This is a genomic window from Pseudohongiella sp. SYSU M77423, from assembly GCF_029911965.1.
Lineage (GTDB): Bacteria > Pseudomonadota > Gammaproteobacteria > Pseudomonadales > Pseudohongiellaceae > Pseudohongiella.
Window position 1 is genome coordinate 445,776 of record NZ_JARYTH010000002.1, and the last position, 26,306, is coordinate 472,081.

The window sequence follows — 26,306 nt, forward strand, 5'->3', positions numbered from 1 at the left end:
GAAAATCACACGGAAGAACAGCATGACAAGCAGACAGACGAATATCCGGGCCGTCATTCTGGATGCCGCAACACTGGGTTCAGATATCGATTTCTCGCCTCTGCAAAACATCACTGACTCGCTGTATATACACGATAATACGTCGTCGGATCCGAACTCAGATGACGTGGTATCACGACTGCAGCATGCCAACGTCGCGATAACGAATAAAGTGGTGCTGGACGCACGCGCGCTTGCAGCGCTCCCCAATCTGCGATTGATCTGTGTGATGGCCACAGGCACCAACAATATTGATCTGGAGGCCGCTAGACGCCTGGATATAGAAGTACGCAACATAACGGCCTACGGAACTGCGAGCGTCGCTCAGCACACGTTCATGCTGATGCTGGCCCTCGCCAACCGCCTGCCGTTGTATCAGGACGAGTTGCGACGCGGCCGCTGGCAGTCCAGTGAACACTTCTGCCTGCTGAATCACACGACCATGCAGTTGGCCGGCCGTCATCTGGTGCTTGTCGGACAGGGCGAGCTGGGGTCACGTGTCTCAATGCTGGCCAGGGCCATGGATATGACTGTCAGTTTCACCGCCCGCCCGGGCAATGAGTCGTCAGATCACCGTCCCCCTCTGGATGCTTTACTGGCCGACGCGGACATTATTTCACTGCATTGTCCCCTGACAGATGAAACCCGGCACCTGATCAACGCCCGTCGACTGCAGAACGTCAAGCCAGGCTGTCTGTTGATCAACTGCGCTCGCGGTGGCCTGATTGACGAACTGGCAGCGCTGACAGCCTTGCGTGACGGCCGGCTGGGCGGACTGGCTGTTGATGTACTGCCCCAGGAGCCGCCACGCGACGGCCACCCGCTGCTGCAGGCGCTGGAGGAGCATCTCAATCTGATTGTGACGCCACACAACGCCTGGATCTCGCCGGAGGCCAGGCAGACCATCATAGATAAAACGGCAGCCAATATTCAGCTGGGCTGGTGAGCCCTGCCGCCTTGCTGCTATCTGGCTGGCCGAAAGGCCAGCAGCGTATTACCTGCCTGCTGACGGAAACGGTCGTAGCCGGACCCGACAAATAACATGCCTGCACCGGCAGCAATCGACTGAGCGTCAATGGACCCGCCACGCGCCGCAACGCCATTGACCGTATCAAAGCCAACCGCCGTGTCATACTCAAACAGTATCTGACCTGTCTCGGTGTCAAAGATAAACAGTCGCCCATCGATATTTCCGGCGACCAGCGCACCGTCGATAACCAGCGGCATGGCTGAAAAACCGTAGCGTGCCTGACAACCCGACACGCGCTCCTCCCGTCCATTGGCACAGTCTGGCCGCGACAGATAGGACCAGGCCGGCTCACCGTCAGCGAGCTCAAAGGCGTGCACACCAGCCTTGATGACATCATCGCTGCGACCGCCACCATTGGGATCGTTGATCGGCAACAGCACCTTGTCTCCGGCAATTGCCACACCCCAGTGATTGCCGCCCAGGGCGCCGCCTTCGCCGACACGCTGCTGCCAGACAAGCTCGCCATTGTCCGGGTTCAGGGCCCACAAATGACCCGATTTCTGGCCGGCAACCAGTCGTTCGCTGCCATCTGCCAGCGTGACACGAATCGCCGCCCCACCAAAATCCCAGTCCTTGATTATGCTGTCCTGCTCTGAGGGGCAATTGGGCCCGTACTCGCGTCCGGTGCAGGCCATGTTCCAGACATCATTGGCGACGGCCTGGAACAGCCAACGCTGCTCGCCAGTGTCCATATCCAGCGCAATGATGGCATTGCTGGTTTCAGTCGCCGGCAGCGAGGTATTTTCGCCGGTCGTGACATAGAGCTGTCGACGTTCTGGATCCAGTCCAGGGCTCGACCAGATAGGTGCGCCGGACGGCCCACGCAGGCGGACACCAACAGAGTTGCGCTCCCCGGTATACTTAGCCGGCGGCATGGTGACATAGGTCCAGATACGTTCGCCACTGGCTGCATCAAGAGCCAGCACTCCGCCGCGCCCATCGCAGCATTCGTGTGTAGGCTCGCCACCGCGCTGGACGCCTGAAGCAGAGACCGGCACGTACAGACGCTGATCGTGGTACATGGGCACGCCAGTGAGCCGGGAATGCACGCCTTCGTCTATCGTGCCATCAATCAGCCAGCGGCGTTCACCGGTCAGTGGATTCACTGCATGTAATCGTGCGCGCTCATCAGAGACATAAAGAAGTTGTGATCCATCATCCAGCGCGCCGCTGAGCAAAGCGGAACCGCGCAGTGCGGCACCGGCATCGTAACTCCACTGAACACAACCGGATTCAACGTGCAGTGCCAGAACCTTGCCAGAGGCGCCCGCGGGATAGAACAGCGTCTCCCCGGCAATGGCCGGTGATGAGCGCAGGCCGCCAACACCCGGGATGCCCAGCGCCCAGGCCAGTTCCAGATTGCCAAGGTCCTCATGACTCAGCCCGCTTTGCGCAGCGGTCAACTGGCGGGAAAAAGCCAGGTCACCGCCTGCATGACTCAGATGGACAGGGCTCAGGCTGATGGTGCCACGGTCGTCGGCACACAGGTTACTGGTGATCCATTCGTCTGATACCTCGGCAATCGCCAGATAGTCAACCAGAGTATCTCGCTGTTCGTCGGTCAGTTGCTGACCCTGAATGGCCATCGGGCCTGAAGTCAGTGTGTAGTGAAGTGCCTGCGCGGTCATTGACTGCAGAGCTTCAAAACTGGCGGCACGGGGATCACCGCCTTCATGGCAGGCAGCGCAGTAGGTCTGATAGATGTCTTCGCCAGGATGAGCATCCGAGCTGGTTTCAGACGCCGACTGACTAACCGGCTCCTGTGCCAGGACAGGCGCCACGCCGGGCAACTCCAGAGTCAGGCTGGCCATGAAAGCCAGCAGCGCGGCGGCTGCTGGGTATGTTAAACGTCGCATATCAGTGATCTCATTATTGTTTTGGTAATGACACCACTGACATTAGCGCAGATCAGGAACCGAGTCGATACCGCAGCTTGACGACCAGCGTGTCAACCACCGGATCCTGCCAGGACTCGCTCAGCAGGCCGGTATACTCGTCAAACAGACCACCTGGTACGTTACCACCTCGCGTATATACGACGAAGAGATCAGACAGAGGCGCAATTTCCCAACGATAACGTGCCTGGAAGGTCAAACGACTGATAACAAAGTTATCACTCTCGGCATCCGGCTTGGGCACCTCGCGCAGCTCTTCCACGCGATCCGGGTTCACTTGCAGGAACTTGTTCTCAAACGCCTTGAGACCAGTCCATTGCAGACCGACACGGAACTGTTGCCGGGCGCTGATGAAGTAATCCAGTGTCACTTTGGGAGACCACTGAGTTGCCTCGAAACTGGTGTAGCGACCGCCACCCTGGTATACGAGCAGGCCTTCACGGTCAGTATATGAAGCCTCCACATCAAGCGAGAAGTTGTCGACCGGTCGATAGCTGATTCCGGCCGTGGTTGTCGTGTTTCGCTCACCCAGGTCTTCGGTGTTGGCATCGATACCCAGCTTGTAGCGTATCTGCTGCGACGGATCCGATTCCCAGGTGCTGACAAACTGCCAACGTCCCGGAATCTTGTAGTCTCCTGAGCCTCGGCCCAACCGGTCTTCAACACGGCGCGCATAATATCGCAAACTGTTGTTCAGTGAGTGGTTGTTCAAAAATGTCAGATTCAGGGAATTAAATACGCCCTGACGTACCCAGTCGTTGTTACCATTCCAGTGATTGAACACAAACAATGAATACTCACGCGAGCGCAGACCCTCGACATTTGAACTGTTGTTTGTATAGTTGTAATCAAAGTGACTGAGATCATTACGCGTCAGAAAACCCAGAGTATTCAGATCCAGTGTGTCATCATGATAGCCCGCAGCAAACCGGTGCATGACACCACGCTGAGGCATATAGATGAGATCGCCAGTGGCACCGTTACCTTCTACACCATCCACATCACTGCGCAGCACCTGACCGTCAAACAGCCAGCGGTTGTTGCCGGAGAAATAGTGGACATCCACCCCGTTGACCGTGGCGTCTATATCCGAGTGCGAGACATCGGTCCCCATCCAGCCGATCGATCGTCGCCCCGCTGGGCCCGTTGTTTCGTATAACAGGCGGCCTACGGTAAAATCGCGACCTTCCGACTCAAGTGTGACACGTGTCCCGTCGTTAAGTGTGCCACGGATTTCCATATCATCTTCCATAGCCGCCAGTGTGCCATAGCGCCAGTTACCACTTTGCCCGGTAAACTTCACAGCACCCAGCAGATCGGTCGGTGCACTCAGGTCCGTATCCGCAACCCGAACGCCAGCCGGTACATCAAAGGAGGCCGAACTGCCGATACGGCGTGTATTGAGCATGGATGTGGGGCCGCCGGGACCACGCGCACTCTGGTTCCTTGGCGAGGTATTGAACACATCCTGACCTTCCAGGAAGAAGGCACGTTTTTCAGGGAAAAAGGTTTCATAGGCAGTCAGGTTCACAACCACGTCATCCGACTCGACATTACCGAAATCCGGGTTCAGGCTCAAAGACAGCTGCGTATTGGTACTGGGACGCCAGAACACTTCCGCTCCGGCGCGCATTTCAGCTTCATCATCAACACCGTCGTAAGTGCCAGAGACGTAGGGATAGTAGGTAATCTGAGTTCTGGGCTCGATGTCTTCCAGCTCGAACTTCTGGAAAGCGGACAAAAACTGGTTAACGGTACTGGGAAGAGCCGGGTTAGACCAGGTTTCGTTAAGGTGTCCTACCTGACGCTCCATGTAGATGCCAATCTGACGATCCCCGCCGGAGGCCTGGGGCAGTGCAATCATCGACCAGGGGATGAAGTATTCAGCCACCCAGCCACCTTCAACAACGCTGGTGTATGCTTCCCAGGGACCATCCCACTGCATGTTGAACTGACGCTCAGCCAGAATAGTGCCATCGGTTTTTGAATCACCAAGATTGACACGCATCATGTAGCCGTAGAGACCATCACCAGAGGCATCAATACTGATCACCACACCATCGCGCTCAAGACGCGTGTCACGTGGCGTCATTCGGGCAACCAGCGTGTCGGTGTCCTGGTGATTCATCACACCCACATAAATACCGCGTTCTGTGTAAAAAATGCGGGTTTCGGTGCGCAGTGAACTCTCAGCAAGGGTGTCTGGGGTCACAACCCGCATCCCGTCAAAAGCGGGTATCTGCTGCCATACTGCCTCGTCAAGGCGTCCGTCCAGTTCGATGTTGGCCTGGACATCGATACGAGTCAGACGGGGAATGACATCCTGGGCTGAAACCTGTGATGCGGCCAGCTGTGACGCAAGAACAGCTGCGATGGTAATTTGCAAACGGGAAGAGCGCGCACGGGCTGAGAGGCGCGAGAGAAGAACTGCTACCATGTGGGTGATCTCTTGATTCTAGTTATGGTCGGACTATAACGGTAAGTTTCAGAATCACCGATAGCTGGCTACAATTCGTTGCAAAAGACCTCGGAGGGCCAGATAAACCAGCGGATTGTTTCCTGTTCTGGCGGGAGTTTAAGCGCTTCCTGATGCTCTTTCAGCGCTTTCGGGTAACGCGATCGTGCCGATGCTACTGCCGCTTCTATCTGCTTTTGGGCGTCGTCCAGCGCGACTTGTAAACCCGGACGCTGCGATTTTAATGAACATTCCACTTTCTCAGCAAACCAGTCGATACCCGCAAACCGGTCACGTGGTGCCAGCTGTGATTCACAGTGCCGCCACACACCATGCATGGCATCATAGTGGTAATACACCAGCATCTGCTCAGCGTGGCGCGCAACCAGTTCTATTGCTGTCATCAGATAATCGAATTCTTCGTCAGAAATAAAATAATTAAAGCTTAGACGAACCCAGCCTGGCCTGAGCACATTGGCACCCAGCAACACTGCACTCTCTACCTGGCGACTGTAGTCTCTGTCCATATGCAACAGATAGTGCGCATAGGGCCCAGCACAGGAACAACCGCCCCGCGCCTGGACACCAAAAAGATCATTCAACAATGCAACGATAAATCCGTAATGCAGGTCCCGCCCTTTCCCGGGTCCATCCTGACTACTGCGAAAGCGCAGGGAGAATATAGGCAGCCGCTCGTTCTCGCAGCCACCGAGTATTTCGATATTGTCGATTTTTTTAAGGCGACTCATGACCCGATTGGCCATCTGCTGCTCCAGCGCAGCTATGCGCTCTGCCCCAACCTGCTGCTGCAGCGACATGACCAGACCGGCGCGAATCGACTCTACGATGCCGGGTGTTCCAGCTTCTTCGCGGCGCTCAATATTCGTCACATAGGCATGGCTGTCCGGGCTGACATAAACCACAGTACCGCCACCGGCAGTTGCGGGCACCGGATTCACAAACAGTGCAGCTTTGGCCACCAGCACACCAGAGCTACCGGGGCCACCGACGAACTTGTGGGGCGACAGAAACACAGCATCAAGTTCGCTCATATCGATGGCGCTGTAGGGGCCAGCGGCGGCATAGTCCCAGCAGGCCAGTGCCCCATAGCGCTTCAGCAGTCGGGTGACTGCTACGACATCTGTCCGCAGACCTGTGACATTCGAGGCTGCCGAAAAGCTGCCAATCACACGACTGGCCGATCGATAACGCTGCAATAACAACTCCAGCGCCTCCAGATCCATCTCGCCGCGAGAGTTCAGGGGCACAACAACCACTTTGGCGAGACTTTCCCGCCACGGTAACTCATTGGAATGATGTTCGTAGGGCCCGATAAGAACAATCGGGCGTTCCTCCGCCGGGGTCAACTCCAGCACCTGGCGCCGTTTAACCGGGTCGGTGGGCAAACGCAGATTTAACACTTCAACAAGCTTGTTAATCGCTGCCGTCGCGCCGGAGCCGCAGAAAATGACCTTGTCGTCTTCGGTACCATTGACCGCCTGCCGTATCGCCTGGCGTGCTGACTCGCGCCAGGCCGTTGTATTGGCCCCGGTCAGCGTCGTTTCAGTATGGGTATTGGCATAACAGGGCAGCACCTGCTGCTGAATCAGGTCCTCAATGAACTTAAGGCTGCGACCTGATGCAGTGTAATCCGCGTAGACCATGGGTTTGAGGCCAAACACCGTGGTCATGGCGCCATCGCAGCCTATGATATTGCTGCGTATTTTTTCAATCAGGCTATCGGGCGAATGCATCGTGGACCTCAACATCAGGTATCAGCTTTTGATGCCCGTATAGTAGCGACGGATCAAGCGAACATTGTTCCTATTTGATTCGCATTAGACTAATATTATGAAACACTGTCTCTTATTATCGCCTTTATTCGGCACGATAAACCTTTCTGAGCAAAAAATTGAGGTCACATCATGGATAAGCTCGACAGGAAACTGTTACGACTGATGCAGCCGGACGCCAGTCTTTCGGTCGCCGAGCTCGCGGATGCGCTGGGTATGTCAAAGTCCGCCTGCTGGCGGCGCATTCAGAAACTTGAGGAATCGGGCGTCATACGCCAGCGCGTCACCCTGCTTTCCCCAGCGAAGCTAGGCCTGGGCCTGACCGTATTAATCAGCATCCGCACGAATCAGCACAATCAGGCCTGGGCGGACAAGTTTCGCGAGGTAGTGCAGTCAATTGAGGGAATTCAGGAGGTCTACCGGCTGGGGGGACAGATCGATTATCTGATCAAGGCTGTTGTCACCGACATGGCTGGCTATGACCTGCTTTATCAGTCCCTGATTGAGGCCGACCTGTTTGATGTCACAGCCAGTTTTGTCATGGAGGAAATCAAGTCCACCACGGTGTTGCCGATTGGGCCCGGCCAGGCTTTAACTTCCTGACCAGACCCCGGGTGGCGCGAATCAGAATCGAATGGTATAGCGGAACTTCACACTCAGATCTGATGACAGTGCTTCAAAGCGATTGTTCTTGTCGTAATCCTGCACGTTGTAATTCAGCACAATGAAACCTTCCTGTCCTGCGCGTGGTATCCACTGCAGCCGGGTATTGATGCCTATCTCCTCCGACAGGTTGTCGTACTGCACCAGATTGATCCAGTACAGGGTGGATGAGAATGCTACCTGCGTCGACACACTGGTCAGGCGCGTAATGAAATCACCCTGTGGCAAGGAAATATTGTTCCAGTCAAAACTGGTACTCAGTACAAAGTTACTGGACTGATTCCAGCTCAACGAAGCACGGATATTGTCGCGCTCACCATTATAGAAATCACCCGTCAGATAACCCACGCTGCCAGCCAGTTGACGTTGACCACCGGTGGAAACTTCGATCTCCTGCTCCGTGAAGGAATAATCGCCTGGCGCAATGCTGACCTGGCGATCGGGGCTGGAATAGATCGTAAAGGGGCGCTGCACGACTTCCCGGTTATCTATCACGGACAGTTCCATTGAGTCGCGGCTGTTTGTCTCCAGTTCCAGCAGCCGATAGGTCAGCACCTGGGTCTGCAAACCACCGTCGATGACTTCGATTCGTTGCCCGTCGATACCGGCAAACGCGCTCTGCAGCAAGCCACCACCTGTGAAGAAATGCGTATAACCGACATCCGCTGTCAAATCGCGGATGTTTGATCGATTCACATAACCCATGGCCGGATTAAAGTTGCGCTGAACTTCCTTGAAGCCCATGCGTGACCGCCAGCCAGTGCTGTTGGGCATACGCAGACCAAAACCCCAGGCCGCATCATCGCCCTGCAGACCAGGTGTATCAGATTGCTGATACCAGGCATCTGCTTCAAAGGTTCGTCCCTGTGCCAGCTGGTTGTTGATGTAACGGAAATCAACGCCAGCTACAGAGTTGTCGATGTTGGACGCCGGGTCACCGTCGGTGTAGATGAACCCGATTGCCGAATCCTCCAGCACATTGGCCGAGACCCTGGCGACGAAGAGATCCGAGGCATCGACAGCACCAAACTCATCCTGACGAATGGCCAGGGTGCCGATATTCCAGCGCCCCACCCGGCCACTGATACGACCGCCGTAGTTGATATCAACCGGCGCACCGGACTGACTCAGACCAATTCGGCGCGAGAAGAATGGGCGCGCGTTTTCGCGGCTGCCACCCGAAGTTGCGCTATTGCCGCCAGCCATGCCACTGATGTTACCGAACTGGAACAGGTCCGAGTCGTTCAGGAAGAAGTCCCGCTTCTCCGGAAAGAACAGGCTGAATCGCGAGAGGTTAACCTGACGGTTGTCGACTTCAGTGGCTGAGAAGTCGGTATTGACAGTGAGCGCTGCATTCAAAGATGGGGTGAGGCGATAAAACGCATCAAGCGATGGTTCCCAGTTCACTTCCGACTCACCCTGAGGTCCATAAACGCGACGGCGATTGACGGCCAGCGATGGCACAATATCCAGCCCTGCGCCTGCACTCAATCCTTCGAGACCGGTCATCTGACCCATCACGGTGGGATTATAGGTCCGGTTGCGCGACACCCAAGCCATTTCTTCACCACGACGGCGAATGGCGCGGCCAAAATTAAATCCCCAGGTTTCAATGGCCGGATCAAAGGGAATGGACTTGAAGGGAATTTCTATCTCGGCAACCCAGGCGTTGCCGTCGACATTGGCCGCCACATCCCAGATAGTATTCCAGTCCAGCGAGAACGAGGTTGGACTGGTGTACAGGGAGTCATGGCGCGCTGCGTTCAGATTGGTTTCGAACCGGTAGCCAGCGCGGCCGGCATTAAAGGGGTCGAGAATCACAACCAGCCGGTCGTCTGAGGGCATGCCCTGCCCATGTCGAATGACAGGCGCTGCGATACGGTCAGGTTCGCTGTCAAACATGCGCGCACCAATATAGAGCGCGTCATCATCGTAGAGCACATAAACTTCGGTGCGCTCGGAGGTCGGTGTGCCATTACCGGGACGGGTCTGGTGAAAATCGGTGATGACCTCGGCCTGCTCCCATATAGGGTCATTCAGGTTACCATCAATGACTGGTGGTACGCTGATGCGAACAGCACGCACCTGTTTCGGTGCATCAGTAACAACAGCTGCTTCTGCAGCATCCTGTGCAGAAGCAGCGTGCGCCAGGAACATCCAGGGTGACAACATGGCCCAGCAGGCGGTGACAGCAGATCGCATCGCAGTTCCTCAAATTTAATTGAACGGCGATTTTAATGCCTGTTTGATACTTTGTAACGAAATTAAGCTATCGACTTTTTGGCAATCTGTGTCAAGTCTTTACAAATCCACCGGCGGTACGTAGACCCAGCCCTCCATCAAGGTACGCGCACTGCGGCTCATGATGGCTTTGGCAACGGTCCACTGCCCGTCTCGCTGCTCCGCCCGGGCCCCAACGCGTAATGTACCTGACGGATGACCGAACACCACAGACTCCCGATCACCGCCGCCAGCAGCAGAGTTGACCAGCGTGCCAGGTATCGCCGCCGCAGTGCCGATCGCTACGGCTGCCGTCCCCATCATGGCATGATGTAACTTGCCCATGGACAGAGCGCGTACCAGCAGGTCGACTTCACTGCCGAGCACACGGCGCCCGCTGGAAGTGGTGTAATCAGCCGGCGGTGCCACAAAGGCGATTTTGGGCGTATGTTGCCTTGCCGCCGCCTCTTCAACGGATTTGATCAGACCCATTTTCACAGCAGCCGCGGCGCGTATCTGCTCAAACCGTAGCAATGCATCAGTATTATTATTGATCGCCTCCTGTAATTCCGTGCCGCTGTAACCCAGGTCGCTGGCATTCAGAAATACAGTCGGGATACCGGCGTTGATCATGCTTGCCGCAAAACGACCAATGCCAGGCACGTCCAATTCATCGACCCTGTTGCCCGTTGGAAACAGGGCGCCACCTTCATCAGAGTCCTCAGCCGGATCCATAAATTCAAGCTGCACTTCAGCAGCCGGAAACGTCACTCCATCCAGCTCAAAGTCTCCGGTTTCCTGGACCACACCGCCACGCATGGGAACATGCGCAACAATCGCCTTGCCTATATTCGCCTGCCAGATGTTTACGCGACAGATACCGTCCTGAGGGACTTTATCGCGATCAATCAGCCCTTTTGTTATTGCAAAACCTCCGACTGCCGCGGACAGATTGCCGCAATTGCCGCTCCAGTCGACAAAGGCGCTGTCGATCGAAACCTGTCCGAACAGGTAGTCAACATCAAAACCGGGTTTTGAGCTGCGCGACAGAATGACAGTCTTGCTGGTGCTTGAAGTCGCGCCACCCATACCATCAATCTGTTTTTGATAGGGGTCAGGACTACCTATCACACGCAGCAGCAGCTTGTCCCGGTAGACTCCTGGCTGCTGCGCTTCAACTGGCAGGTCCTGCAGTGCAAAAAAGACACCCTTGCTGGTGCCGCCGCGTATATAAGTGGCTGGTATGCGCATTTGATGTGGAAAACTCATGCTGCGCCCTCTGCCTGCAGGAAATCCTGAGCGAAGCGCTGCAACACACCGCCCGCCTGGTACACAGAAGTTTCCTCATCGCTATCCAGTCGACAGCGCACCGGCACGGTGAGGTCGGTTCCGTCGCGGCGGTGAATGACCAGTGTCAGTGCCGCCCCTGCCCTGGGCTCGCCGCGCACATCGTAGGTTTCGGTACCGTCCAGCTCCAGCGTCTTGCGAGTGGTGCCAGGTTCAAACTCCAGCGGCAATACACCCATGCCAATCAGATTGGTACGATGAATCCTTTCAAAACCTTCAGCCACAATCGCCTCAACACCGGCCAGGCGCACCCCTTTGGCGGCCCAGTCACGTGAAGAGCCCTGTCCGTAGTCGGCACCCGCAATGATGATCAATGGTTGCTTGCGCTTCATGTAGGTTTCTATGGCTTCCCACATCCGGGTAACCTTGCCTTCCGGCTCAATACGCGCCAGCGATCCCTGTTTGATCTCGCCATCAACGATGGCCATCTCATTAATCAGTTTGGGATTCGCGAAGGTGGCGCGCTGCGCTGTAAGATGATCACCCCGGTGCGTTGCATAGGAGTTAAAGTCTTCTTCCGGAACGCCCATTTTTGTCAAATACTCACCGGCGGCACTGTCTGCGAGGATGGCATTCGAGGGCGACAGGTGGTCCGTAGTGATGTTGTCACCCAGAATGGCCAGTGGGCGCATTTCTTTCAGGCTGGGTTCGCCCGCCAGCGCGCCTTCCCAATAGGGAGGACGTCGGATATAGGTGGACATCTCGCGCCAGTCATACAAAGGGCTGACCTTGTTGGCTTCGTCACGCGAAATATCAAACATCGGGATGTACACATCACGAAACTGCTGCGGCTTCACGCTGGCTTTGACCACCTCGTTGATCTCTTCGTCCGTGGGCCACAGATCCATCAGGCGAACAGGCTTGCCGTCCACCTCTGCCAGAACATCCTTTTCTATGTCGAAACGAATCGTACCTGCAATGGCATAGGCCACAACCAGGGGTGGCGAGGCCAGGAAGGCCTGCTTGGCGTAAGGATGAATGCGTCCGTCAAAATTGCGGTTGCCCGACAACACTGCGGTCGCGTACACATCACGGTCGATTATCTCCTGCTGTATTTGAGGATCCAGCGCGCCCGACATGCCATTACAGGTCGTGCAGGCGAAACCGACAATACCAAATCCAAGTTTTTCCAGTTCCTGCTTGAGGCCCGACTCCTCAAGATAAAGTTGAACGGCTTTGGATCCCGGTGCCAGGGACGTTTTCACCCAGGGTTTGCTCACCAGCCCCAGGCGATTGGCATTGCGCGCCAAAAGCCCCGCAGCAATCACATTGCGGGGGTTACTGGTATTGGTACAGCTGGTAATCGCCGCAATGATGACCGCACCATCAGGCAACAGGCCCTGAGCCTCTTCGGCACGCGCCTGCTCGAGGCCAACGGCGATACCCTTACTTGCCAGATCAGCTGTTGCAACGCGTGCGTGAGGATTGCTGGGTCCAGCCAGGTTACGGGTAACACTCGACAGATCGAACTTCAGCGTTCTCTCGTATCTGGCAGAGACCAGATCGTCAGCCCATAAACCGGTATGACGGGCATAGGTCTCAACCAGCTGCACCTGCTCATCATCACGACCTGTCAGGGTCAGATAGTCGATGGTCTGCTGATCAATGAAGAACATCGCGGCGGTGGCACCATACTCGGGCGCCATATTGGAGATAGTCGCGCGATCACCCAGTGTCAGCGCAGCTGCACCCTCGCCATGGAACTCCAGGTAGGCACCCACCACACGTTGCTTGCGCAGGAATTCGGTCAGTGCCAGCACCATGTCCGTGGCAGTGACACCAGGCTGTAATTTACCCTTGAGTTCCACGCCAATAATGTCGGGCAAACGCATCCACGATGCACGGCCAAGCATGACATTTTCTGCCTCCAGGCCACCCACACCAACGGCGATAACACCCAGGGCATCGACATGCGGCGTGTGGCTGTCCGTGCCCACACAGGTATCAGGAAATGCCACACCCTTGTCGACATAGATGACCGGTGACATTTTTTCCAGATTGATCTGGTGCATGATGCCATTGCCCGGCGGTATCACATCAACATTCTTGAAGGCATAGCGCGTCCAGTCGATAAAGTGGAAGCGATCCTCATTGCGGCGCTCCTCGACAGAACGATTGCGCTCAAAGGCATCCGGAACATTGCCTCCGCACTCTACCGCCAGTGAGTGGTCGACGATGAGCTGCACGGGCACGACCGGATTGACCTTGGCTGGATCACCTCCCTGCTCGGCAATCGCATCGCGAAGCCCCGCCAGATCCACAAGAGCCGTCTGCCCGAGAATATCGTGACACACCACACGCGCCGGGAACCACGGAAAGTCCAGGTCGCGGCGGCGCTCGATAAGCTGATTCAAAGACTCAGTCAGCATATCCGGATCACAGCGGCGCACCAGATTCTCGGCCAGCACTCGTGAGGTGTAAGGCAGTGACGCCCAGGCACCGCTCTGGATATCTTCTACTGCCTGGCGGGCATCATAAAAGTCCAGCGATGTTCCGGGCAGAGGCTTGCGATACAGTTTGTTCATGTTATCCCCGTCGATCTATGGGTGTTACCTGGCGCGGCGCAGGACCGGTGTATTCAGCGCTGGGTCGGATGATACGGTTGTCGGCACGTTGCTCCATGACATGGGCTGCCCAGCCAGTCACCCGACTCATGACAAAAATGGGTGTAAACAGTTTGGTCGGAATACCCATGAAGTGATAGGCCGAGGCATGGAAGAAATCGGCGTTGCAGAACAGTTTCTTCTCACGCCACATGACTTCCTCGCAGCGTACTGATACCGGATACAGCACCGTGTCACCGACGTCGTCGGACAGTTTTTTCGACCAGGCTTTGATGATGTCATTGCGGGGGTCCGATTCTTTATAGATCGCATGACCAAAACCCATGATCTTTTCCTTGCGCTCCAGCATGCCGAGCATTTCCTGTTCAGCATGATCCGGATCCCGGAACTTCTCGATCATATCCATGGCCGCTTCGTTGGCGCCGCCGTGCAGAGGACCGCGCAGCGAGCCTATGGCACCGGTGATGCAGCTGTGCATATCAGAGAGGGTTGATGCACAGACACGCGCGGTAAACGTGGACGCGTTGAATTCATGTTCGGCATACAGAATCAGGGATACGTTCATCACCTGTTCGTGCAGCGGTTTAGGCTTTTCCCCCAGCAACAAATGCAGGAAATGCGCACCAATGGACTCATCCGTGGTTACCTCATCGACGCGCACGCCGTCGTGACTGTAGCGATACCAGTAACAGATGATGGATGGCAGAACGGCCAGCAGTCTGTCTGCAGCGTGCCCCTGATCAGCAAACTTTTCTTCGGTTTCCAGGTTGCCCAGCATGGAACAGCCCGTACGCATCACATCCATGGGATGGGCTTCTTTGGGGATCCGCTCCAGAACTTCTTTAAGAGCGTTAGGCAATCCACGCAGCGATTTTAAGGTGGACTGGTATTCAGTGAGCTCAGCGCGGCTTGGCAGCTCCCCTTTCAGAATCAGGTAGGCCACTTCTTCAAAGAGGCAGTTCTCAGCCAGATCCTTGACGTCATAACCTCGATAAGTCAGCCCTGAACCGGACACACCCACGGTAGACAGCGCTGTTTTTCCTGCGACCTGTCCACGCAGGCCTGCACCACTGAGAATTTTTTTGTCAGACATAATTAAATTTCCTCCCTGCTATTGAAACCATAGCTGGCATTTGGATGAAAACGTCAGGATTTTTTCTGCTTGGCAAACAGCGCATCCAGGTGCTCTTCGTAAACATGGTAGTCAATACGATCGTAGAGCTCAGCACGTGTCTGCATGGTATCGACGACATTCTGCTGCGTGCCGTCGCGCCGGATGGCGGTATACACATTCTCGGCCGCCTTGTTCATGGCCCGGAAAGCTGACAATGGATACAGGACCAGCGAAACATCCACGCCGGCCAGCTCCTCGGTCGTGAACAGCGGTGTGGCACCAAACTCGGTAATATTGGCCAGTACCGGCACCTTCAATCGGGATGTGAACCTGGCGTACATATCCAGCTCGGTAATCGCTTCCGGAAACACCATGTCCGCGCCCGCTTCGATGCAGGCCTCGGCGCGATCCAGAGCCGCTTCAAGCCCTTCCACTGCCAGCGCATCGGTTCGCGCCATGATCACAAAGCTGTCATCAGTGCGCGCATCCACAGCCGCCTTGATACGATCCACCATTTCGGCCTGGGTGACAATTTCCTTGTTGGGCCGGTGGCCGCAGCGTTTGGCGCCTACCTGGTCTTCGATGTGCATGGCAGCCGCGCCAAATTTGATCATCGACTTCACGGTTCGCGCCACATTGAACGCACTGGCACCAAAGCCGGTATCAACATCGACCAGCAGCGGCAGGTCGCACACGTCAGTGATGCGACGCACGTCTGTCAAAACATCATCCAGTCCGGAAATACCCAGATCAGGCAACCCCAGAGACCCTGCCGCGACGCCACCGCCGGACAGATAAATGGCCTTAAAGCCGGCTCGTTTTGCCAGTAGCGCATGGTTGGCGTTAATCGCACCAACAACCTGCAGCGGATGCTCCTCTGCGACTGCTGCACGAAAGCGTTGACCGGGTGTTGTCTGCATGTCCAGGACTCTCCTTTTGAGTTCTTTAACTGATTTTTGTCTTATGGCTTTTCCAGATGTTGTTCGATATTGCGACGTGAGGCACTGATGTGCCGACGCATCAGCAGTTCCGCCAGTTCACCATCGCGGTCGGCAATCGCCTCGATAATACGATGGTGCTCGGAAAACGCCTGCTGCGGGCGCTCCGGAGTTGTCGAAAAACGATACCGGTACATGCGTACCAGATGATAAAGATCACTGCAAAGTAACTCATGCAACATGTGATTGCGGCTACCCTGTATGATCAGATAGTGAAGATCCAGCTCCCCTTCCTGCTGATAGTAGGATTCGTTGGTATGCAGGCCCGCGTGCTGCTCGTGTCTGGCCAGCACCTGGCGCAGCCCCGCAATTTCCTCCTCGGTCATATGCTGTGCAGCAAGCCGACAGGCCATGCCTTCCAGCGCCTCGCGGACGTAGTACAGCTCAATCAGCTCAGCCACACTCAGCGATGCCACGCGAATACCCGCGTGCGGAATCCTGACCACCAATCGTCGACCTTCCAGCCGCCGAATGGCCTCCCGCAGCGGGCCACGACCGATCCCGAAAGTATCACTCAGGTATTGCTCACTCAGACGCGTCCCCGGCGCTATATCCCCTTTGACAATCGCACTCTGGATGCGTTCAAAGGCGCCGTCAGACAGAGTCTGGGAACTGGTCTGATTCGTGTTGGAAGTCATGGATTGTAGATAATCCTAAACTATTATGACGATTATTGGCGTTTTCATGGCGAATACTGCGCCTGTTAGCCATCATTGTCAACAATCTGCCATTTACGCAGTTGTATCACGTCAACCAGGATAAGCGGTACAATAAGTCTGATACGGAAAAAATAATCACAATAACAGGATGGACTCCCATGAACCGGTACATTCACGCTTGTTCACGACTGCTCACTCTGATTTGCGTCGCCCTGGCCGGCACAGCACAGGCTCAGGAGACATGGTACGGCCTGCCAGTACCACCGACCTTTGCACCTCATACGATTCCCGCCATTATCGGTTCCCGTGGCCCTGCTCCGGCTGTAGTCCCTGCCCAGGAGTTACAATTCAACGAACTGGAAGGTGACCGGCTGGCTTCGGACCTGAAGAACATTGTGCAATTTTCGAGACAGAGCCTGATCAATCAGGAACTGGGTGGCAACCAGATGTGGGGACGCGTCGCCGGCTTCCCATCACTAACGGCAACTGCCGACTGGGTTGCAGATCAGTTCCAGCAATACGGGATTGAAGATGTCGAGATACAACAGGTCTCGCAGAATCCCGACAGCAGCCTGTGGTTGCCTCAACGCTGGGAGGTTCGCCTGCTGGCCAATGAGCATACCGGCGGCGACGATGTGGTGCTGTCAACAGCGGTGGCACTGTCTCCATCATACATAGCGGGCGGTTCACTGCAGGCACCGCTGGTATACACGGGCAATGCGCGCCCTGCCGTATTGGAACATATCGATGTAAGCGGCAAAATCGCGGTACAGCACATCACACCACAGGCCCACCTGGTGTTCGAACGCAGTCATGCCGTGCCCAGGGCTCAGGATCTGTTTGCCCGCGGCGCAGTTGCGGTTCTTAATATCATCGATCAGCCTGGCAATGAAATGGCGCGTGATCTGGCCAACTGCGGCGGCCCCTGTTTCAACGTGGGAGGACGGGATGGTGTTTTCCTCAGCGCCGCACTCGACGCGGCTGCCTCGCAGGGGCACAGCGGCACGCTACAGGCCAGGTTGAGCCTGCAGGCACAGGAATACAGCGGACTCCAGGCAGAAAACGTAATTGCTGTCATACCGGGCCAGTCCACCGAGACAATTGTCATCAATGCCCATATGGATGCCTGGTATGACGGTGCCGGCGACAATGGTGATGGGCTGGCCGTGCTGATGGCCCTGGCGCGACACTTCTCCCGCGACGATGTCACACTGCAGCGGACACTGGTTCTGGTGGCCAGCGCTGGTCACCATACGCCCGGGCTCAACGGCCCCAGCAATGCGGTCGCCATGAACCCGGACCTGTTTGACGAGGCGCTGCTGATCTTTAATCTGGAGCATGTCGCACAGCGCAACTTCTCGCCGGCCCGCAGCGTCCTGCCCGATGGCTATCGTGATTTTATCGCTGACTCCGGTGAGGCGCCCATAGTCGCCGGCATCACCAACGAATCAGCTTATCTTCAATCACTGTTTGATGCTGGTGTACAGCGTTATGGCGTCAATTTTGTGTCCGGCAACTCGGATATGGCCAGCGGCGAAGGCGGAGGCTACAGGCGCGCGAATGTGCCAATCGTGACGACCATGCAGGCGCCGCCGCTCTATCACACCAGCGGCGAAGTCGAAGAGGTCATCTCAGTGCCCGGTATGGAGCGAATGGCCCGCTTCATGGCCTGGTTTATCAAGCAGGTAGATACCGCCGATCGTAACCGGATAAACCCGGCGGGCAGCGGGGAATAAAGAAGCCGCTGTGCCGTTGACCTCTGGTAACTGACAGTTCCAACCAGAGGTCAATGGTATGCAGCAGGAATTTCTATTTGAACTTGGCGAGTCAGGTGTTTATCAGTGGCACCGTTCGCGCTGGCGGTGTATTTGCAGCCCGCTGGAAATCGTTTCATGTATTCGTCTTAACCTGCCGATGGCAACGCCGCAAACCTGGCTGACCATTCGTTTTGAGCTGGCCGATGGCAGCAGTCGACAGGCTCTGGTGTTAAAACATGTCATTGGTGACGATCATTTCTGGCCATTGCTTGGAGACTTTTATCAGGATGGCTTCCAGGTGCAAAAGGGCTGTGAAGAAGCCGTTCAGCAGTATCTTTTACAGGCACTGGAAAGCGTCCATCAGTTTGAGCTGAATCACTCACTGCCCAGTAATCCAATACACTTGAGCAGTAACAACGGCCCGGCATGGGCTGGCCTGTATCGACAATTTGTTGCTCCAAACTGCAGTTAAGAGCGCAGGCTGGCCGCCACAATCAAAAAAATCCCATGGAACGGGTCCGAGCTGCATCGGTTTGACCTACAGCACTGTTATAATGAGCGCTTATGAGCCGTCTCAACACCAAACTCCCCTCCCTGCGCCGCCTGACCGTATGGACGCTTTTGATAGCGACCGTTGTGTTTGTGCTTTGGTGCGTGTGGATTGATCGACAGATTCGCGAAAGCTTCAGCAGCCTGCAGTGGGCGCTGCCAGCACGTATTTACGCGCGCCCAATGGAACTTTATCCCGGCGCCGGTCACGCGCTTGCTGAAGTTCAGACCACGTTGCAACAGCTTGGTTATCGCGAAGTTGCGCAGCTGAACAGACCCGGAGAATTTCGGCGCCTCGGACAAAGCCTGCAGATTCAGACTCGTGGCTTTGATTTCTGGGATGGCCCAGAACCCCCGCAAACTCTGGCTGTGTTTTTCACCGGCGAGCGCATCAGTTCACTGGAGCGCATTGGCGGTGGCGCGGTGCCACTGGCCCGGCTGGAACCAGTCGAAGTGACACAGTTTAACCCGGACACTGGCGAAGACCGCCTGCCGCTGGCCCTCGGTGATGTGCCGCCCGCATTGGTCCAGGCAGTTATCGCCGTTGAGGACAGTCGCTTCTATGAACATCATGGCGTCGATCCCAAAGGCATTGCCAGAGCCATGCTGGCCAATATTCGTGCTGGTGGCATCGTCCAGGGTGGCAGCACACTGACCCAGCAGCTGGTGAAGAACCTCTACCTGCATCGCGACCAGACATTCAGGCGCAAGATTGAAGAAGCCCTGATGGCCGTGGCACTGGACTTGCGATTCAGCAAGGAACAGATTCTCGAGGCGTATCTGAATGAAGTTTATCTGGGCCAGGATGGCAACCGGGCCATTCACGGGTTTGCCCTCGGTGCCCAGCATTATTTCAGCCGCCCCCTGACCCAGCTCAGTCTCGACGAACTTGCCCTGCTGGCAGGCATGCCGCGTGGCCCCTCACTGTACAATCCGCGCCGCAACCCGGAACGTGCGGTCAGCCGTCGCAATACCGTGCTGGCAAGAATGGTGGATGCCGGATACATCACTGATGAACAGCGAACGCAGGCATCTCGGGCGGAGCTGGCGGTAACGCCACGACCAGCATACCGGGGCAACGGCTACCCTGCCTTTATGGAGCTTGTGCAGCAGAATCTGGCCCGTGACTACGATTCAGCAGCACTGCGCACCGAAGGCCTGCGCATCTTTACCACGCTGGATCTTGCCATGCAGACCACGCTGGAAGCGCGTCTGGACAAAGCCGTAGCCGCAGTGCAACCAGCTGACGGCGACAATGGCCCGCTGGAAGCCGCCGTGGTGATTACTGATGCCACCAACGGTGATGTCCGGGCACTGGCGGGCGGACGCCGGGCGGGGTATACCGGCTTCAACCGCGCGCTTAACGCTCGCCGTCAGATCGGCTCGCTGGTAAAACCGGCAACTTATCTGGCGGCACTTGAATCCGGTGCCGGTGACTATTCGCTGGCAACTGTGCTGTCTGATGCCAAGCGCGAGATCGAACTGGACAATGGCACTTACTGGTCGCCCAGCAACTATGAAAATCGCTACTACGGCGACGTCTACCTGTTTGATGCACTGGAACGCTCGCTTAACCAGGCCACGGTCGATCTGGGCCTGAAACTGGGCCTGCCGGCAACCATCGACATGCTGCGCAGGCTTGGCTACAACGGAGACGTGGCAGCCTATCCCTCGCTACTGCTGGGCGCCGTGGATATGACCCCGATTGAAGTCGCACAAATGTACCAGACACTGGCCAGCGGCGGTTTCCGCACGCCCCTGCGTGCAGTCGAAGCCGTCATGACCGGCGACGGCCAGCGCCTGCAACGCTATGGTCTTGCCATTGAACAGGTCGCCAGCCAGCGCAGCATGTTCCTGCTGGAGCATGCCCTGCAGGGTGTGTTCAGTCGCGGCACTGCACGGACTGCTCAGGGCACCATGCAGGCAAACCTGCCGCTGGCCGGCAAAACAGGCACGACCAATGACCTGCGTGACAGCTGGTTTGCCGGTTACGGTGATGATCTGGTGGCGGTGGTCTGGCTGGGCCACGATAACAACGGTGCCACAGGTCTGACCGGCGCCACAGGCGCGCTAAAAGTGTGGAGCGACATCATGAGCGCACTGCGCATAGAGCCCAGAACAACAGCCCCGCCACCCGACATAGAGTGGCGCCAGGTCTCTCAAAATGCGGTACGTGACCCTGCCTATCGCCAGTGTCAGGACAGTATCCTGCTGCCCTTTGCTGATAGCCGCCCTCCTGACCGTGCGGTTGATTGCGAGGATGACGGCTCTTTGTTTAACAGGGTGCTTGATCGCTTCAGGGTGTTCAGTCCATGAGCTTACGTTCTGGCCTGTTGATTGGCACCCTGTTACTGGCAGCCTGTGCATCACCCCAAAGGCAAACACCTGCTCCAGTGGAGCGCAGCCAGCCATCATTGACGGGTACAACGGCAGCAGGTTCAATATCTGAGCCACCCGGCCCGGTCCGTTCAGGAACCGACCAGGCAGATGCCCAGGGTGGTTTTGTTGGCCCCACATCCCCTGCCCCGCCAGACGCTCGTGCTACTCCGACATCCACATTGATGGCTGGCATTAACAGCGCGGTAGACGCGGGTGAACTTGAGCGAGCAGCTGCGATTGCCGAGCGCGGTTTAAGAATTGACCCGCGCGACGCCAGCATCTGGCTGAGTCTGGCAAATGTGCGTCTGTTGCAGAATCGACCTGCTGAAGCAACTGCACTCGCACAAAGAGCCATGAGCGAAGCCGGCAACGATACCGGACTGCGCCGCGAGATTCAGGCCTTTCTGGATCGGGTCACTGACGATCGTCGTTGAGTGACTGCTTGTTAAGTACGCGCACCTCGCGCTGCGGGAAAGGTATGACAAAGCCATGCTCACGCATGGTGTCATAGATCAACAGCATCAGATCGCCACCGACACGGTTTCGGCCGTCGTCGATTCCTTCCATCCAGAACTCAACAAACATGTTGACGCCTGAGTCTCCAAAGCCATCAATCTCACAATCAGGTCGCTCTTCAAGTGGGACGTCGTCCCCGCTGAGAACCTGAGGATGACTGGCCACTGCCGCCTTGATGACTTCCACCAGCTTGTGAATATCGGAGTCATAGGCGACCGAGAAATCAACCCGGTATCGCTGCTTCTGATTCTTGTGAGTCCAGTTGGTAAAACTTTCCGTAACGAACTTTTCGTTGGGCACCATGATGTCTTTGCCATCATAGGTTTCCAGTGTGGTTGACCTGAGCGTCAGCTCACGAACCACACCGGTCCGTCCGTCTTCGAGTTCAATGTAGTCGCCCAGCGAAATCGAGCGATCCAGCAAAATAATGATGCCTGAGATAAAATTGGAAGCAATGGCCTGCAGTCCGAAACCCAGGCCCACACCCACTGCACCACCGAACACCGCCAGCGCAGTCAGATTGATGCCCATGATCTGGAGCAGCAACAGGAAGATGACAAAAAAGATTGTGACCTGCAGCAGTTTGGCGGCCACTTCCTTGGCCCTGAAATCCAGCTTTTCCTGACGACGGATGATTTCCTGTCCGGTGTTGTTCGACAGGCGTCCCAACCAGAACAGAATGGAACCAAACAGCAGAACACGGACAACGCCATAGGCAGAGATCCGAATGTTACCCAGCGTCACCTGCATGGACTCAAGAATCGATATCAGCGGCCCGAGCCATTCCACGGAGTACAGGAACACCAGCGGCAGTCCGGCCCAGCGGAAGACAAAGGCAATAAACTCATTGCGTACGTGATCACGAATGATGGCGTTGTAGACCAGCAGCATGGCTACGACAAGTGCCACTTTGACCAGCCATGACTGCCCGATCAGCGAGGCACTGAGCTCGACGGCAAAACCCAGCGCCAGGATGCTCAGCAACGGGAACATCAGGTTACCAATATGGCCAGCCGCGCGGCGCAACGGGCTTAACGGGGCATCAGGCGGGGCTTCTGCAAACGCCGGCAGATAGGCACGCAGCCGGTTGGCAAAAAAGAATGCAAATGCATAGATCAGCATCACCAGCGCGAGCTGCGCATAGGTTTCTGTCTGCAGCAGAACGAGCAGTATCTGGTCACCCAGCGTCATCAGACGCTGATAGATTGATTCGAGATCCAAGCGATAGGCCCCATCAGTGTTTACGAGCGATTATAATCGACAATGGAATCTAACCAACCTGGCTCAACTAATCAATCGTGCCCGCAGCATTAGGCGATTATGTCCTCAGTCTTCCGGCGGCGTGAGGCTGACGAAATTTATTTGCAGGTGTCTTGCTAACCATCTACGACAGGCGTATAAGGAGGCTGCAAGTGTCCCTGACCGCTGACATAGTGCCAGTCGGCCACCGGGCACATGTAATTCAGGATATTCGTGCTGTGACTTTGCTCCGCCATCTGTTGTCTGTTCAGCTGTTGATCTGCTCGCTGCTACTGTCAGTAGGGGTCAGCCTGCCTGCTGCTGGCAACAACTCGATCGAACGCCAAAGCGGCGATACTCTGGAGCGACTTGTTTCAACACAGCTGCTGGCTTCGCCAAGCACCCGTGCTGCACTTTCCGGCGTACCCGGCGACTCAGACCCTGACGATAATTCCACCACGCTCAATCAGTCAGCGCTCAGCTATTTGCGAACTGCTACTGTTGGCATCCCTGCCACCACTGATAGCAACCCTCGTCACAGCAGCTCTCCCCACCAGGCGCGCGCGCCGCCAATCCGATAACTCTGTACACATCTTTCCTATCTTTGATGTAGCCGGCTGACGTCGCAGTTGTTGATTAAGTTCGACAGCTAATCGTGTCAGTCACAGGAGTTATACATGATTAATTCGCTTCACCAGCGCACCTTTTGGTACGCATTTATCATCATGCTGGGCCTGCTTAGCGCCCTGCCCAATGTATTACCTGAGTCGGTCAGTAATAGCCTTCCGAGCGCTTACCAGACCAACACTGTCAAACTTGGCCTGGACCTGCGCGGCGGCTCACAGCTGCTGCTGGTTGTGGACACCCAGGAGATTTACAGAGACCGCGACGAACTGAGCGCTGAGGCGCTGCTTGATGATGTCGTTAACCAGAGCATAGAGGTCATTCATCGGCGGCTGGATGAGACCGGCATGGTCGAACCCAGCATCACCCGTCAGGGACGTGACGGCATACTGGTGCAGCTGCCGGGCGTTGAAGACCCGCAACAGGTCCGTTCACTGCTGGGTACGACGGCACAAATGAATTTCCACTGGGTGGCCGAGCCGGGCAACCGCGATGTCATGACGCTGCCTGATCAGGCGGATCCCGCACAAACCTATCGCCTGGAACGCAAAGTGGCGATGGAAGGCAAACATGTGCGCGATGCCCGCATGGCCATGCAGCCACAGACCAACCTGCCCGTCGTCAACTTTACGCTGGACCAGGAAGGTGGCCGTATTTTTGGCGACATGACGCGTCAGAATGTTGGTCGCGCCCTGGCGGTTGTGCTCGACGGTGAGGTTGTTACTGCACCGGTCATACGTTCTCCCATTACCGGCGGCAGTGGCGAGATCAGTGGACAGTTTAACGCCGTGGAGGCTGGTGAACTGGCCATGTTACTGCGTGCCGGTGCATTGCCGGCGGCACTTGAAATCGTTGAAGAACGTACGGTAGGCCCCAATCTGGGAAGTGACGCCATCAGCATGGGTATTGTTGCTGGTATCTTCGGTGCAGCACTGGTGCTGGTGTTTATGTTGTGCAGCTACGGCAGCTGGGGTCTGATTGCCTGGCTGGGACTGGGCATCAATATGGGACTGGTGTTCGGCATACTCAGCCTGCTGGGAGCCACGCTTACCCTGCCCGGTATTGCCGGCCTGATTCTGGTGCTGGGCATGGCCGTCGATGCCAATATTCTGATCAACGAACGGATCCGCGATGAAGCACGTCAAGGTAAAGGTGCCTGGCTGTCTCTGGACAATGGTTTCCGTCGCGCCTATGGCACCATCCTGGATTCCAATATCACAACGCTGATCGCCATCAGCCTCCTGTTCATGATGGGCTCTGGCCCGATACGCGGTTTTGCAGTAACTATGGGTATCGGTCTACTGACATCGCTGTTCACGGCAGTCGCCGTAAACCGCGTCATGATGGAGTGGGTGGTGCGACGCAGAGCGCGTCAACCGCTGAACATTCGCGGCCTGCCGATGCTTGATACATTTGGTGAGCAGTTCAGCAGCGGTCGTCGTGTCATCCGTTTCATGAAAGCTGGTACCACCGGACTGATCGTGTCAGCCGTCCTGTCCATTGCCTCTCTGGGGTTGATGGCCAAACCTGGCCTGAATTACGGTATCGATTTCAGTGGTGGTGCGCTGCTGGAGATCAGAACCCCAGACACCTCCATTGAAACCCTGCGCACGCAGCTGGCAGACGCCGGCCTGGTGGATATCAGTGTTCAGGCGCTGTCGGGAGACGGCGAACAATCCTGGCTGCTGCGACAGGCCATACAGGAGAATATCGACGGCGGCAGTCAGATGGAAACACTACGGGGCACCGTCAAGTCAGTTCTGCCAGAGGCAAGCATTGATCGAGCGGAACTGGTGGGTCCTCGCGTCAGTGGCGATTTCACGGACATGAGTATTCTCGCGGTAATGCTCGCAGGCGCCGGCATGTTGCTGTACCTGTGGTACCGCTTTGAAAACCACTTTGCCATGGCAGCGGTGTTGACAATCGCACTGGATCTGACCAAAACCATCGGCTTTTTTGTGCTGACCGGCATTGAGTTTAATCTGACGGCTATAGCAGCCCTGCTCGCTCTGATCGGTTATTCGGTTAACGACAAAGTGGTGGTCTTTGACCGGATGCGTGAAAGCATGCGTGCCCGTCCTGATCAGCCATTGGAGCAGATTGTGAACCGCAGCATCAGCGCAACGCTGACCCGTACCACTTATACCTCGCTGAGCACGCTGGTGGCTGTTCTGCCGATGGCAGTCGCAGGTGGCAGTGCCGTAGCCAGTTTTGCGGTACCCATGCTCTTCGGTATTGTTGTCAGCACCAGCTCATCAATATTTATAGCAGCACCCATCGTGCTGTTGCTGGGTCGCCGCAGGCAGAGATTGGGTCTGCCGCAGTTGCGTCCACTGGAGTCGGCACGTACACAATTACCACATCAGGTCTGAGTGGCGCGGCCTGTTCCGCAAGGGCCCAGACCAGTAGTCAAAAAAAACCCCGGCAGTGCCGGGGTTTTTTATTAGCTGAACTTATGCGTTGCG

The 26,306-nt window shown here is 56.2% G+C and carries 18 protein-coding genes; 8 read left to right on the plus strand and 10 right to left on the minus strand.

Annotated features, from left to right (window positions below; genetic code table 11):
- Positions 1-22: 22 nt before the first annotated feature.
- The gene (locus QGM61_RS05825; protein ID WP_281132288.1) at positions 23-985 is read left to right on the plus strand and encodes a D-2-hydroxyacid dehydrogenase; all 963 of its coding nucleotides are present in this window, start codon (positions 23-25) and stop codon (positions 983-985) included.
- Positions 986-1,002: 17 nt separating this feature from the next.
- Here QGM61_RS05825 and QGM61_RS05830 read toward each other — a convergent pair whose 3' ends face one another.
- From QGM61_RS05830 to QGM61_RS05840, 3 genes are all read right to left on the minus strand, one after another.
- The gene (locus tag QGM61_RS05830) at positions 1,003-2,925 is read right to left on the minus strand and encodes a PQQ-binding-like beta-propeller repeat protein (RefSeq protein ID WP_281132289.1); all 1,923 of its coding nucleotides are present in this window, start codon (positions 2,923-2,925) and stop codon (positions 1,003-1,005) included.
- Positions 2,926-2,977: 52 nt separating this feature from the next.
- Positions 2,978-5,401: a DUF5916 domain-containing protein gene (locus tag QGM61_RS05835; protein WP_281132290.1), complete on the minus strand. Its 2,424-nt coding sequence runs from the start codon at positions 5,399-5,401 to the stop codon at positions 2,978-2,980.
- 68 nt (positions 5,402-5,469) lie between these two features.
- Positions 5,470-7,173, minus strand: coding sequence for an aminotransferase class V-fold PLP-dependent enzyme (locus QGM61_RS05840; RefSeq protein ID WP_281132291.1), 1,704 nt, complete (start codon positions 7,171-7,173; stop codon positions 5,470-5,472).
- Between the two features lie 171 nt (positions 7,174-7,344).
- On the opposite strand from QGM61_RS05840, the gene QGM61_RS05845 reads away from it, so the two are divergent.
- Positions 7,345-7,815, plus strand: coding sequence for an Lrp/AsnC family transcriptional regulator (locus QGM61_RS05845; protein WP_281132292.1), 471 nt, complete (start codon positions 7,345-7,347; stop codon positions 7,813-7,815).
- Positions 7,816-7,836: 21 nt separating this feature from the next.
- On the opposite strand, the gene QGM61_RS05850 is transcribed toward QGM61_RS05845, so the two are convergent.
- The 6 genes from QGM61_RS05850 to QGM61_RS05875 all read right to left on the minus strand — a co-directional run bounded on the left by QGM61_RS05850 (position 7,837) and on the right by QGM61_RS05875 (position 16,756).
- Positions 7,837-10,077, minus strand: coding sequence for a carbohydrate binding family 9 domain-containing protein (locus tag QGM61_RS05850; protein WP_281132293.1), 2,241 nt, complete (start codon positions 10,075-10,077; stop codon positions 7,837-7,839).
- 99 nt (positions 10,078-10,176) lie between these two features.
- The gene (prpF, locus tag QGM61_RS05855) at positions 10,177-11,364 is read right to left on the minus strand and encodes a 2-methylaconitate cis-trans isomerase PrpF (protein ID WP_281132294.1); all 1,188 of its coding nucleotides are present in this window, start codon (positions 11,362-11,364) and stop codon (positions 10,177-10,179) included.
- On the minus strand, positions 11,361-13,967 hold the full coding sequence (gene acnD / locus QGM61_RS05860; protein WP_281132295.1) for a Fe/S-dependent 2-methylisocitrate dehydratase AcnD: 2,607 nt from the start codon (positions 13,965-13,967) through the stop codon (positions 11,361-11,363). Before acnD ends, prpF begins: the two co-directional genes overlap by 4 nt.
- A 1-nt stretch (position 13,968) precedes the next feature.
- Complete coding sequence (gene prpC, locus QGM61_RS05865; RefSeq protein WP_281132296.1) at positions 13,969-15,099, minus strand: 2-methylcitrate synthase; 1,131 nt, start codon at positions 15,097-15,099, stop codon at positions 13,969-13,971.
- A gap of 53 nt (positions 15,100-15,152) precedes the next feature.
- Positions 15,153-16,040 (minus strand): methylisocitrate lyase, encoded by an 888-nt coding sequence (gene prpB, locus QGM61_RS05870; protein ID WP_281132297.1) that lies wholly within the window; start codon positions 16,038-16,040, stop codon positions 15,153-15,155.
- 41 nt (positions 16,041-16,081) lie between these two features.
- Positions 16,082-16,756, minus strand: a complete 675-nt coding sequence (locus tag QGM61_RS05875; RefSeq protein WP_281132298.1) for a GntR family transcriptional regulator — start codon at positions 16,754-16,756, stop codon at positions 16,082-16,084.
- A 179-nt stretch (positions 16,757-16,935) separates the two neighbouring features.
- On the opposite strand from QGM61_RS05875, the gene QGM61_RS05880 reads away from it, so the two are divergent.
- From QGM61_RS05880 to QGM61_RS05895, 4 genes are all read left to right on the plus strand, one after another.
- Positions 16,936-18,513 carry a M28 family metallopeptidase gene (locus tag QGM61_RS05880; RefSeq protein WP_281132299.1) on the plus strand — a complete coding sequence of 526 codons (1,578 nt, stop codon included), beginning with the start codon at positions 16,936-16,938 and terminating at the stop codon, positions 18,511-18,513.
- A 58-nt stretch (positions 18,514-18,571) separates the two neighbouring features.
- Positions 18,572-19,006 carry a hypothetical protein gene (locus QGM61_RS05885; RefSeq protein WP_281132300.1) on the plus strand — a complete coding sequence of 145 codons (435 nt, stop codon included), beginning with the start codon at positions 18,572-18,574 and terminating at the stop codon, positions 19,004-19,006.
- 92 nt (positions 19,007-19,098) lie between these two features.
- Positions 19,099-21,399, plus strand: coding sequence for a penicillin-binding protein 1B (mrcB, locus tag QGM61_RS05890; protein WP_281132301.1), 2,301 nt, complete (start codon positions 19,099-19,101; stop codon positions 21,397-21,399).
- Entirely contained in the window at positions 21,396-21,896 is a 501-nt protein-coding gene (locus QGM61_RS05895; RefSeq protein ID WP_281132302.1) for a tetratricopeptide repeat protein, read from the plus strand. Before mrcB ends, QGM61_RS05895 begins: the two co-directional genes overlap by 4 nt.
- On the opposite strand, the gene QGM61_RS05900 is transcribed toward QGM61_RS05895, so the two are convergent.
- Positions 21,877-23,199 (minus strand): mechanosensitive ion channel family protein, encoded by a 1,323-nt coding sequence (locus QGM61_RS05900; protein WP_317622142.1) that lies wholly within the window; start codon positions 23,197-23,199, stop codon positions 21,877-21,879. The two genes, QGM61_RS05895 and QGM61_RS05900, sit on opposite strands and share 20 nt — an antisense overlap.
- 191 nt (positions 23,200-23,390) lie before the next feature.
- Here QGM61_RS05900 and QGM61_RS05905 point away from each other — a divergent pair, with 191 nt between their 5' ends.
- Entirely contained in the window at positions 23,391-23,798 is a 408-nt protein-coding gene (locus tag QGM61_RS05905) for a hypothetical protein (RefSeq protein WP_281132303.1), read from the plus strand.
- Between the two features lie 96 nt (positions 23,799-23,894).
- Positions 23,895-26,213: a protein translocase subunit SecD gene (gene secD / locus QGM61_RS05910; protein WP_281132304.1), complete on the plus strand. Its 2,319-nt coding sequence runs from the start codon at positions 23,895-23,897 to the stop codon at positions 26,211-26,213.
- Positions 26,214-26,306: the final 93 nt, after the last annotated feature.